We start from the raw sequence: 18,097 nt of genomic DNA, 5'->3' as shown, positions 1-18,097 counted from the left end.
CAACGGCTGGTACCTCTTCTGTAGTTTCTTTGATCTTTGAAGTAGGTATAGACTCACTACTTTCTTCCTGGCCTAATACAGTTTCTATTACTTTCTTTTCATAGGTTTTTATTTCTTCAGCTTCAGCTTCAGTGAGATCATTTTTATCTAATTTCTTAATTTCAATACGGTTAGCAATACTTTGTTTTAATGAAAAAACTACGTCTACACGACGGTTTTGAGCGCGCTCATCATCTATACTTAATTCTTCAGATCCATCTTCAAGTGCTACTTCACCACGACCTTCTATGGTTTTAGAAATATTTTCTATAGTAATTTGATGATTTTGCAACCACTCAGAAACCGTTTCTACTCGTCTATTAGAAAGGTCTAAGTTATATTCATAAGAACCTCTATCATCACAATAGCCTAGAATCTTAACATCTAGCAACGGCTTGTAAAGCAAATCATCAAAAAAGGAATTAAGTTGTTTTCCTTCACTGAAAGAAAACTTGTCTTTATCAAGATCAAAATATACTGAATGGGTTTCTGTAAGCTGCGCTTTGCCTACTAGTGTAAGAAATAGAAATATAGATACTATTTGAATTTTAAACTTCATTATTTAAGAATGCGATTATATTTTCCCTCATCATTAAGGACTTCTATGGCTGTTCTTATTTCTGGATTGTATTTGATCTGGTAGTTGTAAAGACCTTCTTTGTAGAAATATCTTTTTACGATTTCGTCGGTAAGCAGGCTTTTTAATTCGGCTTTTTTATCGATGACTTCTTTCTTTTTTGCTTTTTTAATAGCTTCTAGCATAGAATCATAAGATGTTTTAATATCATCATCTAATTCTTCATTAGTGGCTGATTGGTACGCTTTCGCGAAAGCGGACTCTGTAACCGTCTCAAATTCAAAACCACGTTTTTCTATCCATGAAACAAAGTCTTGAAAGTCTGCATCTGTAAATTGAATCTCATCTATAGAATTGTACTGATGCTTATAATAGTAATCTGTCGCATAATCAAAGATGGAATTTTCCTTTAAAAGCGCCGTAGTGATAGGAGAGTAGGCAGCAGTTTCAAGAGAAATATCTGGCTCAACGCCACCACCGTCATAAACGGTACGACCGCTATTTACCGTCTTAAAGGCTTTATAATCTTCCTTTTTAGTACGTACAGCATCACCATTTTCATCACGATTCCAATAGTCTAACGCTTGAATACAGCGACCACTAGGTGTGTAATATCTGGAAATGGTAATCTTTACTTGTGTGCCATAAGAAAGTGGTTTAGGACGTTGTACAAGCCCTTTTCCAAAACTTCTTGCTCCTATAATCACACCACGATCGTAATCTTGAATACTACCGCTTACTATCTCGCTAGCACTTGCGCTACGACCGTTAATTAAAACTGCTACTGGCATTCCTTCAAATTCTTCACTGCGTTTTGTGAGATAGGTTTTATTGTATTTTGCTACGACAGACTGTGTGCTGGTAATAAGCTTGCCTTTAGGAATAAACAAGTTAGAAACATTTACAGCTTCACTTAATAGTCCACCAGGATTACCTCTTAGATCAAGAATCACTTTTTTGGCGCCTTTTTCTTGAAGTTCTTTGATGGCAGCTTTAGTTTCTCGTGATGCTTTTTGATTAAATTTAGAAAGCACTACATAACCTATATCTGGTGTAGCCATTTCATAAAATGGGACCGCTTTTACTTCAACGCCTTCTCTCTTTAAAGTGGCAGTGCTAGTTTTTCCCTGACGTTTATATTTTAAAGTAAGCTCTGTTCCTTCAGATCCTTGAAGCAAATCACCGGCATTTTCTTTGTAATCGGCTATTTTAACACCGTCTATTTCTATGATTTCATCGCCAGCTTTTAATCCCGCTTTATCTGCTGGATAGTCTTTCCACGGTTCAATGATTGTAATTTTATCGTCAAAAGTGCGCACATTTGCACCTATACCAGTATAAGATCCACGTCTATTAATCTTTGATTTTTCCACCTCTTGCTCTGTCCAGTAAACCGTGTAAGGGTCGAGTCCTTCCATCATTCCTTCTATAGCATTATCCATAAGGTCTGCTGGATTTGTATCGTCTACATAGTTCATGTTGAGTTGCTTATACATTTCTGTAAAGATTTCAATCTGTTTTGCGATCTCAAAGAAATCGTTTTGAAAACTAGCTGTAGATAGGAGTAGTCCAGCTGCTGCAATAGGTAGTAGGATTTGTCTTTTTATATTGATCTTTTTGCTCATATTCTTTTTTACAACTTAGGTATAGAATGCATTAAATATAGGATAAATACTAGTAAGCACCATATGAAGTATAACGCTGGTATTCATTATGCATGGCCTTCAAGTTTGATGCCAGAACATTAGGTATGAGGTTTTGGGTATCAGGTATGCGGAATTTATCTAATAAATTGCAGTAATTAGATTGTAAAAAGAAAAACTTCAAAATCCTATCGTTGGAAATGATAAGGCTAATAACAACCATTTTATTCTCCAATTTTTCCAATTGGTAATTGTTATACCAATAACAAGCAAACCGAGTATTAAAGCTAAAAAAGTGACGGGAATAAAAAAAGTAAAATTAAATCCAAAATTATCACTTGCATACCTTCGATCGAATCCAAACAAGTGTCTATAATTGTTTACTCCTAAAGCTAATATCATCAAAAAGGCACTTAGAGTAGCCATTGTCAAAGTCCATTTGAATGTTTTATTTAAAAACATTTCTAATAAGAATTTAACTTCCAATTTATACTTAAATAATAATCTTCTTATTCAACTCCTTCAATAACTTCTTAGTAAGCTGCTCGATGTAGTGATAGTCTGGCATTTTCCCAGATTGATAAAGGAACATGGCTTTAAGATGCTTGTCCCCAGAAACAGGAAGTAATTCTTGATGCAGTCTATACGATTCACGCATCAATCTTTTTACTCTGTTGCGATCTACGGCACTTTTAAAAAATCGTTTTCCTACGCTTACTCCTATTTGATGGTCGCCACCAGTTGTTTCTATAAAATATACCACGCGCAAAGGTCCTTTTCTTATGGATTTTCCATCAGAGAAAAGAAGGTCAGTAGCTTTTTTGCTTTTTAATTTTTTATTTCTTCCTAGTGTAAGCTTCATTGTGGTGCAAAGATAGTCTTTGAGTTTGTTAGTCAGTGAGTCTTGGAGTAAGCAGGTAAATGCAGTTTTAGATTAAAGTTTAAAACGATCATGAATTCTTAAGTAGAAAACTCTGTTTTAATTTTCCGCTTTCGCGAAAGCGATAAAACAACAAAAAAATAGGCAGTAACTCTAGTATTAGAATTACTGCCTACTGTTAATTGCAATAACTAACTGAAAATTACTCTTCCAATTGCCAGGTGTTGTTTTCTTTATTGATATCGGCCATCATTTCATTAGGGTCTATGGTAACGCTTTTAATGTTTTCCATATTGATACCGTCAAGCACTAACTCATAAGTAGGATATGCCCAAGCCCAATCATCAAGCGTTGTAACATTGTTTCCTACTGCTTTTTCTCCTCTCATTTCTTCTAATGGAATGTAATACATCTTTGTACTTCCATCGTTCATGGTTACTTCTACGTCTAGTGGCATAGGCATCAATCCTATTCTTTTAAGAGAAATGATGTTTTTACCGTCTACATTACTCATATCTTCTATAGCGTAATCAATAGTGTTTGTAGTCATGGTCCAGTCTCTTAAATACCATTCTAGATCAAAACCGCTCACGCGTTCTGCAACTCTTTTAAAATCGTTAGGATCTGGATGTTTGAATTTCCAAGTATTGTAGTATTCCTTAATAATATCATCACGTACTTCATCGCCTACTATATAACCTAATTGTGCCATAAAAACAGCTCCTTTAGAATAGGCACTGGTTCCATAAGCTCCATTGTATTCATAACGATCTGCATGAGTGGTTTGTGGTTGTTCTTTACCAGATTTTGCAAGACTTATGTAGCCTTGATATGATCTTCCATTAGGATTCTCACTTCCTTGTTTAAAAACTTCATTCATTGCCAGATTTGAGATGTAAGTGGTAAAACCTTCATCCATCCATTCATCTTTAGACTCATTAGTAGCGAGAATATGATTAAACCAAGAGTGCGCAAATTCATGAGCTGTAACTCCAGCAAGGCTTCCAAAAGAACGTTCTCCAGTTATTAATGTACACATCGCATACTCCATTCCACCATCACCACCTTGAATCACAGAGTATTGTTTGTATGGATATTCTCCCACATTTTTATTAAAGAACTTTAGAAACTCATTAGTAACAGGTTGTAATTCTTTCCAGTTCTTTTTTATCGCGTCATTGTCTTTGTAGAAAAAGTGAAGATCAACACCGTTTGCTCCTTTATAGATATCGTGGATAAAATCTTTGTCTGCGCCCCATGCAAAATCATGTACTTGTGGTGCTTTAAAATGCCAGGTTAACTTACCATCTTCTCCTTTTGCAGGACCTGAGTTTGCCTTATCATAACCATGACCTATATCTTTAGGATTTTGAAGGTAACCAGTTCCACCTACGGTGTATTCTCTATCCATGGTAAGCTTTACATCAAAATCTCCCCAAACTCCATGAAATTCACGTGCTATATAAGGTGATGTATTCCAGCCGTATTTATCAAATTCGGCCATTTTAGGATACCACTGCGTCATAGAAAGAGCAACGCCTTCACTATTATTACGACCACTTCTTCTTATTTGTTTAGGGACCTGACCATTAAAATCTAATTCAAATGTAGTAGACTGTCCTGGCGCAAGTGCTTTATTTAATTTTACCACGAGAATTGTTCCTTCTTCATTTGTAACAACAGATTTTCCATCTTGCATCATGTTACTCACGTGCAAATAACCTATTTCATTAGGTTCTAATGCGGCGATACGAGAACCTACACGACCATCAGGATCTGCAATGGTGCGAGAACGTACGTCCATTTCACTTCCTGGCTGGAATGCGTTAAAGAATAAATGATAATAAACGCGGTCGAGTGTTTCAGGAGAATTGTTAGTGTACACTAAAGTTTGTTTACCGGTATACTGATAACGATCTACGTCCATATCTACATCCATGTCATAGTTGACATGTTGTTGCCAGTAAGTACTTGAACTAGCATTTTGTGTAGCGACTACATTTTTAGAAGAATTACAACTAACTAATAAAACAGCAGCTGTAAATAACAAAGCGATTTTTTTCATGAGATTAATTTATTACCGCTAAGATAAGGATTACGAAACTGAACTTGAAATCGGATATGAAGAGAGTTAAATAACTAATTATGGTGGTTGAACGATATTTGATTTGTTAAGAAAAGGCATTGGAAAGTCTGTCGTAAAAAATGAATCGAATGGAGCGTTAAAAAGAAAATTTGTTGACTTTCTATTATTTTTTGCTTCCTTTTACTTTATTTATTTCTAAACTGATTTTTCACTCTTATAAGCTTTAATTTTCTTTAGCATAATGAGTAAAATTTTTAGACAGGTATTCCACAGCCTAGATCTTTTTGGCTACTTTTTGGAGCAATGCGAAAAAGTAACAAAGCCTAGAATTAAATCAAAATGACTATAATTTATTCATTTTAAGTATTTGCCTAAATATTTCAAAGTAGAATCAAACGATTCAGTTATGCTGTACAATGAACATTAAACAAAGTTTTTGAAATTCATACTTAAAAATACAATTCATCCCATAAATCCTACAACTCAGTAGTTCTTAATTTTTAAAAGCCTTACATGGCGGCATGTTTGTACCATCAAAACCACCAACATGAAAACTCTTTTTACATTTTTCGCATTCGTTCTTAGCTATGCTGCCATTTCGCAAACCACTATCTCAGGAGTAATTTATGATGAACAAAACGAACCAGTTATGGGCGTGAATGTTTATCTAGAAGGAACCTACGATGGCACTACAACTGATATGGATGGAAAATTCTCCTTTACCACAGAAGAAACAGATTACGGTAAATTGATCGCCAGCTATATAGGTTATGAAGATTTTGAGCTAGAAGCACCTATTAATGAAATGGTAGGATTGAAGTTACGCTTTCGCGAAAGCATGAACGCATTAAACACCGTAGTCTTGAGTGCAGGAAGTTTTAGTGCAGGAGATAGTTCTAAAGCTAGCGTATTGAAACCGCTTGATATTGTAACTACCGCTGGAGCAGTAGGTGATTTTGTTGGTGCGCTACAAACACTTCCGGGAACTTCTAATAATGCAGACGATGGCCGTCTTTTTGTACGCGGTGGAAGCGCAGATGAAACTCAAATATTCATTGATGGAAGTAGAGTTTTTAGACCGTTTTCTCCTACCACTGGAAATATACCGACCAGAGGTAGATTTTCTCCATTTCTATTTGATGGAATTACATTTTCTACCGGTGGTTATAGTGCCGAGTACGGCGATGCGCTTTCTAGTGTATTACTTCTCAATACAACCGATTTTCCTAAAGAAGAAAAAACAGATATAGGAATCATGAGCGTAGGTGGCAACATCGGTAACACCCAAATTTGGGGTAAAAATAGCTTGAGTGTAAATGCACAATACATCAACCTAGCGCCATATAATGAATTGATTCCGCAAAACAATCGCTTTGAAAAACCCTTCCAAAGCATTAACGGAGAAGCGGTTTATAGACGCGAGTTAAAAAAAGGACTTTTTAAAGCCTACAGCGCCTATTCTTATAGTGACTTTGCGATCATTCAAGAAGATATTGATGTAGAAGAAGGATTCTATTTTGGTTTAAGAAATAGAAATTACTACGGTAATTTAAATTACAATGGCTATTTATCAGACAGCTGGAAAATAGAAACAGGTATCAGTCTTGCTCACGATAATAATGATGTAAACGTGGCAACCACAAAAATTAAAGCGGTAGAAAATGCATTACATGCCAAGCTTAAACTTCAAAAACGTTACAATAATTACTTTAAGTTAAACATGGGTGTGGAGCAATTTGTAATCAATTATAATGAAGACATCAAGTTAGAAACAGAAACTTTTGAAACGGGAATCAATCACGGTATCACAGGAACATTTACAGAGGCTGAGGTTTTTGCATCTAAAGATCTCGCATTTAAAGCTGGAATACGTGGCGATTATTATGGAGCCAGCGATCAGTTTAGAGTATCGCCACGATTAAGTGCTGCTATAAGTATCAATCCAGCATCTCAATTTTCTCTAGCTTATGGTAATTTTTATCAAAGTGCACAAAACAACGTACAGCAATACGACGAAAACTTAAAACCTGAAAACGCCCAACATTACATCGCCAACTTTCTGTTTAAAAAGAACAACCGCATGTTGCGAGCAGAGGCGTATTATAAAAAGTACGATCAGTTACTCACGTTTGATACACAACGTGTCCAATTTGATAGTGACTTAGGCAACGACGGTAGCGGTTATGCCGCTGGACTGGATTTGTTTTGGAGAGATGAGACCTCGATTAAGAACCTTGATTATTGGGTGAGTTATTCTTATCTGGATACCAAAAGACAGTTTCGTAATTTTCCTGTGGAGGCGACTCCTAATTTTGCTACCGACCATAATTTCAGTCTCGTTACAAAATACTGGATAGAAGACTGGCAGTCACAAATAGGTGCTACTTTCAATTACTCCAGCGGTCGTCCTTTTACCAATGCAAATGAAGCTGTTTTTTTAAACGATAGAACCAGTTCTTTTCAAAGCCTGGATTTCAATTGGGCTTACTTGATCGACCAGCAAAAGATCTTGTACTTCTCGGTTTCAAATGTATTGGGTAGAGATAATGTTTTTGGATATCAGTACAGCAACACACCAGATGTTCAAGGACAATTCAACCGTCGTGAGATAGGTCAGGCGGCAGATCGTTTCTTTTTCGTGGGCTTCTTTTGGACCATCGGCGGTAGCGATAATCAGTTGGATAATTTATAAATCTACAACTCAGTCACTGGTTTCTACAGTTGGGTTGGTTCCGCTTTCGCGAAAGCGAGATCGCCACTATAATTGTATCATAATCAATTAAACGCTTACTCATGAAAACTATAATCACCACTTTCATCCTCTTTTTATCACTAAGTCTTACCGCACAAACGGGCTATGAAAAAGCCATGAAAAAAGGACTAGAATTAATGCAAACTGACTTGCAAGCAGCATCACAACAATTTGAACGCGTTGCAAAAGCCGAAAAAGAAAATTGGTTACCAGCGTATTATGCAGCCTTGTGCAACGTGAACAGTTCTTGGGGACAATTATCTAAAGAAAAAACCTTGCAGCACATGAACAAAGCACAAGAATTAATTAATGATGCCGAGTTATTATCAGAAAACAATCCAGAAATAATGGTATTACAAGGCATGTTAAATACTTGCTGGATCACTTACGACAGCCGCGTTTACGGAATGAAATTATCTGGTGCAACAACCGCATTATATGAAAAAGCGATTCAAATTGCTCCAGAAAACCCAAGAGTCATAGCAAATAGAGCAAGATGGTTAATGGGTAGTGCAAAATTCTTTGGGAAAGATATCGCTCCATATTGTGGTGAGATCGATAAAGCCATCGCATTATTTGAAAAAGAAACCGTAGAAGGTTTTGAACCTCGCTGGGGCAAAAAAGGAGCTATGGATGCAAAAAAGGAATGTGAGTAGATTTTTTAATAAAAGCTTTCCCCTTTTTCAAAGGGGAAAATTTAATTCGTTTATGAATTAAATAAGGGGTTTGCGGTGTTAGAAATGAAATTAAAATCAAGGTTTTTAAGAAGAATTAGTATCGCACCAAACCCTTTGCGTTCATCGCTGGCGCTACTTCACTTTTTTATGCATTCCTCTCGTTTTGTAAACTTCACTCGTCGGATGCAAGCAGCTGAAGGGAAAGACCTTTACTCTTGCGTCTTTGTCTTTTTAAGATTTGACATGACAAATATTTGTCTTGGTATGGTCATAATCTATTCTACTGCCTCGTAATATTTTCTAGGATTTTCATCGGTAGAAAATTCCATAAAAAATAACTGACCAATACTTCCTAAAAATAAAAATAGGAAAGCCACCACAATTTGAATGATCTTATATTTTTTTACTTTTTGAAATAAATACAAAATAACAAGAGACAGTATAATAATTACTAAAATTACGTTTGTAACAACCCCTAAATAAGGACTCATTCCAGATAACAATGAATGCTGAAATGGAATACAAAATCCTATGATAATCGATAGGACAAGGGATGTAATGAAGTTGGTTTTCATTTTAATGCTTTAGGTATTATGATTAATCTTCACGATAATTTTCCTTTTAGGGCAAATGATATAAAAATCAATATTTCCTCTATAGTAGTCTGGATCAAAGACGTCGTACATGTCGTGTTTATAGGCGTAATAATTCCCTTCTTCAATTAATAAATCCTCTAATTCAAAATTTAGATCATAAAGTTGTGAATAGGCAAAACCCACGAAGCCTTTTTCACTTTGATTATGAGGTGTTTTTTTCCAATGTGTTATTTGCCAGTCATCTCTAATTCCTCTTTTGGGATAATTATTAAAGAAGTCTTCATTTGGAGACATGAAATATTGAGCGACTTCATCATCTAGCTTGTAAATATTTATAGAATAGCCATCTCCATTGAACGCTCTTTCAGATTCGTTTTTATAAACAGATTCCCCATTACTAAATTTTAGGCCAGTTAATTCATAATTATAATTTCTAATCATCACCCAATCAACAGGATACCAAATAATATCTGATCCAGGTAGTGTTCTCCACAAAATATTAGGAAGCACCAATAGAAACAGCATTAAAAAAGTAAGGCGGTAAGATCTTTTTTTCTCTTTTGCTCTAATGGATTTATAAATTCTATAAGCTACTATAGGATATAAAATGAATATGACTAGAGTTGATAATAGTATGAATAGAAACATATCTTAATCATTTTTTCATTTTTAAAATATACAGTTTTTTATAAATCTCACTTTCGCGAAAGCGGAAAAACCAAACGTAAACTTTCTTTCTGAAATATTTTAAAATTATTTAACGTTATAAGATTGTTCTTCAACAAGTTTCTATAACTTTAAGGAAATTACCTATTAACCATTAATCACTGCTCTATTTTGATGAAAAAAGCTCTTTTATTTATGCTTTCGCTAGTTGTTTTAGCTTCTTGCGACACTAAGACTGACGAAGAAAAACTTCAAGAACAACAAAACGAATTTTTTAAATTCAGAGAACACATAAGTCAAGTTTCTGATGATGTGATCTCGACTAGAGAACCTATCACTATCAAATTGACAGAACCTGTTGAAGGTTGGACTACGGGAAAAGAGTTGGATAATAGTTTGATAAGCCTGAGCCCTGATGTTTCAGGAAAATTGACTGCTTTAGATGCGCAAACGGTTTCCTTTTTACCTGAGAAACCACTGAAACAAGACGCTGAATACTCGGTAAGTTTTGATCTTTCAAAGATCAAGAAGGTAGAAAAGGATTTAGAGGAGTTTACTTTTAGATTTAAAACAATAGCTCAAGACTATATAGTGAGCACGCAGCCTGTAGGATCTTATGAGAGAGATTATCAATACGTTACTGGAGCCATTAAATCCAGTGACATCATGGAGCTGGAAAATGCAAAGCAAATTGTATCAGCAAAATTAAACGGTAAAGACTTACCTCTGAAATTTGAAAACTCAATTGCTTTAGGTAAGTATTTTGAATTCAAGATCGATAGTATTAAGCGTCCTATAGAAGATGAAAAAGTGGAAATTTCATGGAACGGGAAAAGCATAGGAGTAGATAGTAGTGGAGAGAACACAATTACACTTCCAGGTAAAAATAGTTTTTCAGTTACGGACATGGAATTAGTAAATGGAGATGCCCAATATATCTTGATCAACTTTTCAGATCCATTAAAAAAGTCTCAAAATCTGGACGGAATGATTCAGATAGAAGGCGTTGATAAAATGAAATTTGAAAGTAAAGGAAACGAGTTAAAAGTATATCCTTCAAAAACAGTCACTGGATCTAAAAAAGTGGAGGTTTTTACAGGTATTACAAGCATAGATGGTTATAAGTTAAAAAATGGATTTTCTAGTTATATAGCTTTCGAACAAGTTAATCCAGAAGTGAAACTAGTGAGATCTGGTACTATATTACCGTCTTCTCAAAATTCTAAAATCAATTTTAAAGCGGTAAATCTTAATGCTGTTGATGTTTGGGTATATAAAATTTATAGCAATAATGTTTTACAGTTTTTGCAGAACAATAATATAGGTTCAACTGGGCGTATGAGAAACGTGGGAAGACCAGTTGCTCGTAAAGTGGTGGATCTTAAAGCTACAGGAAATGATGTTAATAGGTGGAATACCTATTCTGTTGATTTAAATGAAGTCATCGCCACAGATCCTGGTGCTATTTATAGAATAGAATTTAAGTACAAATTAGCTTACAGTGCATACAAATGCGAGTATACTCCAGAAAATCAACCAGAGATTCAAGAGGTAGATTTTGACGATTCTTTTGAAGCTAGTAATTGGGATGGCGCTCAAAATTACTACTATGATGATGAGTACGGTTATTATGATTACAACTGGAGAGATCGTGAAGATCCATGTACTCATTCTTTTTATAGAAATAAAAAAGTTAGTACAAATGTGCTTGCTAGCGATCTAGGAATTACAGTAAAAAGAGGTGAAGGAAACGGTTATTTAATTGCGGTAAATAATATTATTACCACAAAACCTTTAGGCGGTGCTCAAGTAACACTATTCAATTTTCAACAGCAAGAAATAGCTAGTTCGCGTACTAATAATCAAGGTTTATTAGATATCAAATTAGATAATCCAGCATTCTTTGCAAAGGTTACTTATAATAATCAGCATGGTTATGTGCGATTAGATGATGGTAATGCACTTTCAGTAAGTAAGTTCGATACTTCTGGAAAGCGATTGAAAAAAGGTATCAAAGGCTACATCTATGGTGAGCGTGGCGTGTGGCGTCCAGGAGACCATATTTATTTAACTTTCATGCTCAACGATGCCGATAATAAACTACCTAACGGTCATCCTATCAAGTTAGAATTAAGAAACCCTAATGGGAAAATTACTCATAAAGAAGTTCAAAAAAATGGGTTGAATAATTTCTATCAATTTGATCTGAAAACAGATGATAATGCACCTACAGGAAACTGGAATGCAAAAGTAGAAGTAGGTGGCGTGACCTTCAATAAAACATTGAAAATTGAAACCATTAAACCTAATCGCTTAAAAGTAAAACTAGATTTTGATGAAGAGATTATCAAATCAGGTAAAAATGTCAACGGTTCTTTAAATGCAATGTGGTTGCACGGCGCAACTGCAAAAGGTCTTAAAGCAAACGTTACTGCAAAGTATTATGCAACGACCACAAAATTCAAGAAATACGACAGCTATGTTTTTGACGATCCTTCTAGATTTTTTGATCTTCAAGAATCTGAAGTTTTTGATGGAAACCTAGATCAAAGCGGTGATGCAACATTTAATTTTGAACCCAATATGGATTCTGAAGCTCCTGGAATGTTAAAAGCTAGTTTCCTAACTAAAGTGTATGAAAACGGTGGTGACTTTAGTACTAATGTAACCACTAAGACCTATTCTCCATATGATACTTATGTAGGTATAGACGTGCCACCAGGAGATAAGCAAAGAGGTATGCTACTTACGGATACCGACCATAATTTTGACGTGGTAACCTTAGATCAAAATGGTAATCCTAAAGCAACTAAAGAGCTAGAAGTAAAAGTTTATAAAGTAAACTGGCGATGGTGGTGGCAATCACAGTCTGGAAGTCTTTCTAGATATGAAGCCAGAGAATACCGTCAGCAAGTGTATAGCAATACCATAAATACTGGCTCTAAAGGAAAAGGAAATTTTAAATTCTCTCTTAATTATCCAGAATGGGGAAGATATTTAGTACGCGTTTATGATCCTGAATCAGGACATTCTACTGGGAAAATTATTTATGTAGACTGGCCAGGATGGGCAGGAAAAAGCCGCAAAGTAGATCCAGAAATGGCTTCTATGCTCATCTTTAATGCAGATAAGAAAACCTATAAAGCAGGAGAAAACGCAAAAATTACGTTCCCATCTTCTGCAGGTGGACGTGCGTTGATTACGGTAGAAAACGGTACTGAAGTACTGGATGCACAATGGGCAGAAACTACAGATAAGCAAACTCAAGTAACCATACCGCTTAACAATCTCTACGTTCCTAATGTTTATGTACATATTACTTACTTACAGAAACACGCTCAAACAGCAAACGATTTGCCGTTGAGAATGTATGGTGTGATACCATTATTAGTAGAGAATGAGGCAACACACCTTGAGCCACAAATTAAGATGCCTAAAGAACTCGCACCTAAAACCAGTTCAAAAATTACGATTAGCGAGAAAAATGGGAAAGCCATGACTTACACACTAGCAGTTGTGGATGAAGGCTTGCTGGACCTCACTAATTTCAAAACACCTGATGCTTGGGATACATTCTTTGCACGAGAAGCTTTAGGAGTTAAAACTTGGGATATTTTTGATGATGTCATCGGTGCTTATGGAGGTCGTATAGACGCCGCATTTGCCATAGGTGGAGATGGAAGTGCAGCAGCTTCTAAAGCAAAAAAAGCTAACCGTTTTAAACCTATGGTGATTCATTTAGGTCCATTTGCCTTAAAACCTGGCGAGAAGAAAACACACACTATAGACATACCACAGTATGTAGGTTCTGTGCGCACTATGGTAGTAGCTGGTAATGATCGCACCGAAGCCTACGGTAGTGCCGAAATTGCGACTCCAGTAAAGAAACCATTAATGATGCTTGCCTCGCTTCCGCGAAAGCTGTCTCCTGGAGAAACAGTAAAATTACCGGTAACTGTTTTTGCAATGGATGATAAGGTAAAAGATGTAAAAGTGACACTGGAAAACTCACCGTTCTTTGAGTTATTGAATGGAAATACCCAAGATTTAAAGTTCACAGAAACTGGCGATCAAATTGCCTACTTTGATATAAAAGTCAAGGAAGCTACTGGAATTGCACAACTGAAACTCTCTGCAAAAGGAAACGGAGAAACAGCTGCTTATGAAACAGAAATTGATGTAGTAAATCCTAATCCATACAGCACGATTTCTGAAAAAGCTATCGTTAAACCTGGTGAGACAGCCACTATAGCGATCAATCCTTTTGGAACCAAAGGAACTAATTCATCTACCGTGACTTTTTCTAGTTTACCACCTATGGATTTAGGGCGTAGATTGAACTATTTGATTCGTTATCCGCATGGTTGTGTGGAGCAAACGACTAGTGCGGCTTTCCCACAATTGCATCTTGCTAGTGTGGTAGATTTAAATAGCAATCAGCAAAAGCAAATTAGTCACAATATTAAAGCTGCGATTAATAAGTTAGGTTACTACCAAAAAGCAAATGGTGGGTTTTCTTACTGGCCTGGTAGCGGTAGCGTTAACGATTGGGGAACGACATATGCAGGTCACTTTATGATAGAGGCAGAAACTGCAGGTTATACCGTTCCTATTTCGTTCAAGTCTAACTGGATCGCTTATCAAAAAAGAGTGGCAAAACAATGGCGTTATAACAACTATAATGATTTATATCAGGCCTACAGATTGTATTCGCTAGCGGTGGCAGGAGCGCCAGATTTATCTTCTATGAACCGCTTACGCGAAAACGCAAACCTTTCTAACGATAGTAAATTAAGACTAGCTGCTGCCTATGCATTAGTAGGACAGAACAAGGCAGCAGAAGAACTTCTATCAAAAAGTAATATAGATTTCAAGCCTCAAAAGTATGATTATAGAACTTATGGTTCGCCACAGCGTAATCGTGCGATGGCATTAGAAACCTACACGATCATGAAAAAGGATGAGCGTGCAAGACAAATCATGGAAGAACTGGCAAAAAACCTAGACTCTGACCGTTATTACAACACGCAAGCACTAGCTTATAGTTTTATTGCTATCAGTAAATATGCAAATCATGTAGGAGGAAAAGGAGTTAACGTGAGCTATACTTTTAATGGAAAAACAACTACTGTTTCCAGTTCTAAAAGTTTGGCAAATCGAGATCTAGATATTGATGGAAAAGCTACTTCTTTTACGGTAACGAACACTGGTGATAACATGATTTTTATCACTAATGCTATGACTGGTAAATTGCCTGTAGGAAATGAAAAAACAGCTCAGAGTAAATTGAATGCCACGATCACTTATGTAGACAAAGAAGGAAAACCAATCAACGTGAGTAAAGTAAATCAAGGAACAGAACTTACCGCGATCACTACGATTACAAATACTACTGGATCTAGAATAGAAGATGTGGCACTAACTCAAATCTTGCCTTCTGGTTGGGAAATAGTCAATACCAGATTCACCGATTACGGCGCTGAAGAAGCAAATACCAGCATCGAATACACCGATATTAAAGATGATCGTGTCAACTACTATTTTGATTTAAAAGCTAGAGAAACACTCACTTTTAAAACAACGATCAATGCCAGTTATCTAGGAAGGTATTACCTACCAGGAATACAATGTGAAGCCATGTACGATAATGACTATATTGTGCGTAATAAAGGACAATGGATCGAGGTGGTGAGGTAAAAAGGAGTAATCGATGATAAAGCCAACCCCAAAGGTTTCTAAAACCTTTGGGGTTTGATTAATAATAAAGTAAAAGATTTCAGTCTGAGCTTGTCGAAGACGAGTTTAAATCTCGATTTCAATCCAACTTCGACAAGCTCAGTTTGACAATGAGAAATTGTTCAATGTATTCAGAAAAACATAAATTTAATTTCGATTTTTACTAAACTACAGTTTTGGAAAAATGTAAACCTAAAGTTATCTTAGTTCTATGATAAAAATGTTCAGTAAAGAGTTTTGGATTACCGCCATGGGATTTGGAATCCCGATGTGGATTATAATGACACTATTTTACGGAGTTACTGATGAATTCTCCTTAAAGGCACTGCTTATAAACTTTGTAGCTTTTTTAATCATAGCAGGACCATTATTTGCTACTTTAATGATATTGTTTGCTCGTTATTCTTTTAAGAAGATCACCATCACAATCCCAGAAAATGAAACCTTAATTAAAGAATTTGGCGCAAATCTTTTTAGAGGTAAAGAAGGCGTAGGTGGAAAAATAGCCTTAACTGATAAAAGTGTGCTTTTCAAATCTCATAAAATCAATATTCAGACTGGAGAAACAGTAATTAAGATTGAAGATATTATCAGTTATGAGGTTAAAAACCGTCTTTTTAATCTTCTTAAAAATGATGTAACCTTAAAAACTACCGAGAAAGATTACCGATTTATAATTCAAGGTCGAGATGAGTTTATTACTGAGTTGAAAAAGTTGAATAATAGTATCTAACGTTACGCCGCTGCAGAGCTAAATCGCTCAGAATATTTCTTGAAGCGATTAAGAACTAAGACTCTAAGACCTTTTTTAATCTGCTCACAACAGCTTTCACTTTAATAGAGCTTGTCGCTTTCTTATATCCTTTCACTACTTTATTTCCAAAAATAGAAGTAGGAACTAAAGGAAATTTCTCCCGATCTACGGTCAATTGATTTTTCTCAGGTTGACCGTAAGGAGCAAAACCAGCATAAGGATGCGTATTTCCCCATAACGTAATTACTGGAACACCATACAATGCCGCAAGATGGCCATTACCGCTATCCATAGCGATCATCGCATCCAATTGGGACATAATCGTCAGCTCATTTTCAAAACTGGTCAGTCCAGCTAGATTGATCACATTTGTTGTGGTACCAGCAACCAGTTGCAGTTGTTTTTCTTCTTTCTTCCCACCACCAAAAAGGATAATAGTAATCTGCTCATCTTTTGCAATCGCTTGTACTATTTTCTTAGCTTTTTTTACGGTGAGCGCTTTTGTCTTATGAGCAGCAAATGGTGCAAAACCTACCCATTTTGAGGTTTTTCTACCTATTTTATTATGAATTTGAGGTAAAACAGCCTCTTTTGATAAAAATTCATTTCCTTGTAATTCAATTTTAAAACCTAAATTTCGTAAAACATCTGCATAGCGTTCTGTACTATGCTTTAATGGTTTAAAAAAACTAAGGTCATTTACGAGTCGTTTTTTATCAGCTCGACCTTTGTCTATTTTAGATTTAGGAACGCCTATTAAAAAAGCTCTCAGAATCTTACTACGCAGGACGTTGTGAAAGTCTGCTACCGCATCAATGTTTTGAGCTTTTATAACTTTTGAAAGTCGGTAGAGACCAGAAATTCCTTTGTGTTTATTGTCGACATCTGCTTCTATAAAAGTAATATCTGGAACGTACTCTAGAATGGATTGAAATCGCTTTCGCGAAAGCGCAACTATTTCCACCTCAGGATAGTCTCTTTTTAAAGCCAGTAAAACGGGCACGCACATGGCGACATCGCCCATAGCGCTTAGTCTAATGACGAGAATACGTTGAGGTAGTGACATGAGTTATTTAAGTGCTCTTAGCACAGGATTAAGCTCGTCGTCATTGTACATTTTCATTTGCTTGTACACTTTCATGTACTTATCTCCATTAGAAATATCTTCTAGTAATTGGTCTAAAGCTGTAGATAAGTCCACACGTTGCTCTAAGAGAATGTCAAGTTTCTTTTGGCAAGCGTTGATGTGATCTTGAGAAGCGTCTGTACGAGTGGCTTCTTCATTCATGTGGTAAATTTTAAGTGCAAGAATAGACAGGCGATCTATTGCCCAAGCAGGACTTTCTGTATTAATTCTAGCACCATTTTTTATAGAAACATCGCTGTATTTGTCAAGAAAATAGCTGTCTACAAATTCTACCATATCGGTACGATCTTGATTGCTAGCATCAATCTGACGTTTAAGTTTAAGCGCCGCAACTGGATCGATTTGTGGATCTCTAATAATGTCTTCATAATGCCACTGTACGGTATCTATCCAGCACTTGCGGTATAGTAAATGCTCAATAAGATGTGAATTGCGATCATAAGGATTTTCAAATGGTTGATCAACAGTATTTACCTTATGGTAAGTATCTATAACGGTTTGTAAAATTTTATTGGCTTTATCTGAGAACATAATCTTGATTTAG

Annotated in this window: 12 protein-coding genes; 4 read left to right on the top strand and 8 right to left on the bottom strand. The window is 35.9% G+C overall.

All coding sequences use genetic code 11. The features are described 5' to 3' along the window. The 4 genes from A9Q93_RS02815 to A9Q93_RS02800 all read right to left on the bottom strand — a co-directional run. Positions 1–598: OmpA family protein (locus tag A9Q93_RS02815; protein WP_303685864.1), on the bottom strand; the 598-nt coding region annotated here is incomplete at its 3' end. Continuing rightward, the gene (locus A9Q93_RS02810; protein ID WP_303685863.1) at positions 598–2,241 is read right to left on the bottom strand and encodes a S41 family peptidase; all 1,644 of its coding nucleotides are present in this window, start codon (positions 2,239–2,241) and stop codon (positions 598–600) included. The genes A9Q93_RS02815 and A9Q93_RS02810, both read right to left, overlap by 1 nt. Positions 2,242–2,752: 511 nt before the next feature. Next, complete coding sequence (gene rnpA, locus A9Q93_RS02805) at positions 2,753–3,121, bottom strand: ribonuclease P protein component (protein WP_303685862.1); 369 nt, start codon at positions 3,119–3,121, stop codon at positions 2,753–2,755. Positions 3,122–3,341: 220 nt separating this feature from the next. Further along, on the bottom strand, positions 3,342–5,204 hold the full coding sequence (locus A9Q93_RS02800) for a M1 family metallopeptidase (protein WP_303685861.1): 1,863 nt from the start codon (positions 5,202–5,204) through the stop codon (positions 3,342–3,344). Between the two features lie 568 nt (positions 5,205–5,772). On the opposite strand from A9Q93_RS02800, the gene A9Q93_RS02795 reads away from it, so the two are divergent. Continuing rightward, positions 5,773–7,917 (top strand): TonB-dependent receptor, encoded by a 2,145-nt coding sequence (locus tag A9Q93_RS02795; protein WP_303685860.1) that lies wholly within the window; start codon positions 5,773–5,775, stop codon positions 7,915–7,917. A 101-nt stretch (positions 7,918–8,018) separates the two neighbouring features. Continuing rightward, a complete protein-coding gene (locus A9Q93_RS02790; RefSeq protein WP_303685859.1) occupies positions 8,019–8,633 on the top strand; it encodes a hypothetical protein in 615 nt (204 codons plus the stop codon). Positions 8,634–8,929: 296 nt separating this feature from the next. Here A9Q93_RS02790 and A9Q93_RS02785 read toward each other — a convergent pair whose 3' ends face one another. Continuing rightward, entirely contained in the window at positions 8,930–9,229 is a 300-nt protein-coding gene (locus A9Q93_RS02785) for a hypothetical protein (RefSeq protein ID WP_303685858.1), read from the bottom strand. A 9-nt stretch (positions 9,230–9,238) separates the two neighbouring features. Beyond that, the gene (locus tag A9Q93_RS02780) at positions 9,239–9,898 is read right to left on the bottom strand and encodes a hypothetical protein (RefSeq protein ID WP_303685857.1); all 660 of its coding nucleotides are present in this window, start codon (positions 9,896–9,898) and stop codon (positions 9,239–9,241) included. Between the two features lie 192 nt (positions 9,899–10,090). Between A9Q93_RS02780 and A9Q93_RS02775 the strand changes: the two genes are divergently transcribed. Then, positions 10,091–15,613: an alpha-2-macroglobulin gene (locus A9Q93_RS02775; protein WP_303685856.1), complete on the top strand. Its 5,523-nt coding sequence runs from the start codon at positions 10,091–10,093 to the stop codon at positions 15,611–15,613. Between the two features lie 250 nt (positions 15,614–15,863). Further along, a complete protein-coding gene (locus A9Q93_RS02770) occupies positions 15,864–16,385 on the top strand; it encodes a GRAM domain-containing protein (RefSeq protein ID WP_303685855.1) in 522 nt (173 codons plus the stop codon). Between the two features lie 55 nt (positions 16,386–16,440). Here the strand turns inward: A9Q93_RS02770 and A9Q93_RS02765 are convergent, their stop codons facing one another. Both A9Q93_RS02765 and A9Q93_RS02760 read right to left on the bottom strand, forming a co-directional pair. Further along, positions 16,441–17,472, bottom strand: a complete 1,032-nt coding sequence (locus tag A9Q93_RS02765) for a glycosyltransferase family 9 protein (RefSeq protein ID WP_303685854.1) — start codon at positions 17,470–17,472, stop codon at positions 16,441–16,443. 3 nt (positions 17,473–17,475) lie between these two features. Then, on the bottom strand, positions 17,476–18,084 hold the full coding sequence (locus A9Q93_RS02760) for a DUF4254 domain-containing protein (RefSeq protein ID WP_303685853.1): 609 nt from the start codon (positions 18,082–18,084) through the stop codon (positions 17,476–17,478). Between the last annotated feature and the right edge of the window lie 13 nt (positions 18,085–18,097).

The organism is Nonlabens dokdonensis (genome assembly GCF_002162835.1).
Lineage (GTDB): Bacteria > Bacteroidota > Bacteroidia > Flavobacteriales > Flavobacteriaceae > Nonlabens > Nonlabens dokdonensis_B.
The sequence above is the reverse complement of the archived record's forward strand: the minus strand, read 5'-3'. Positions and strand labels throughout refer to the sequence as shown.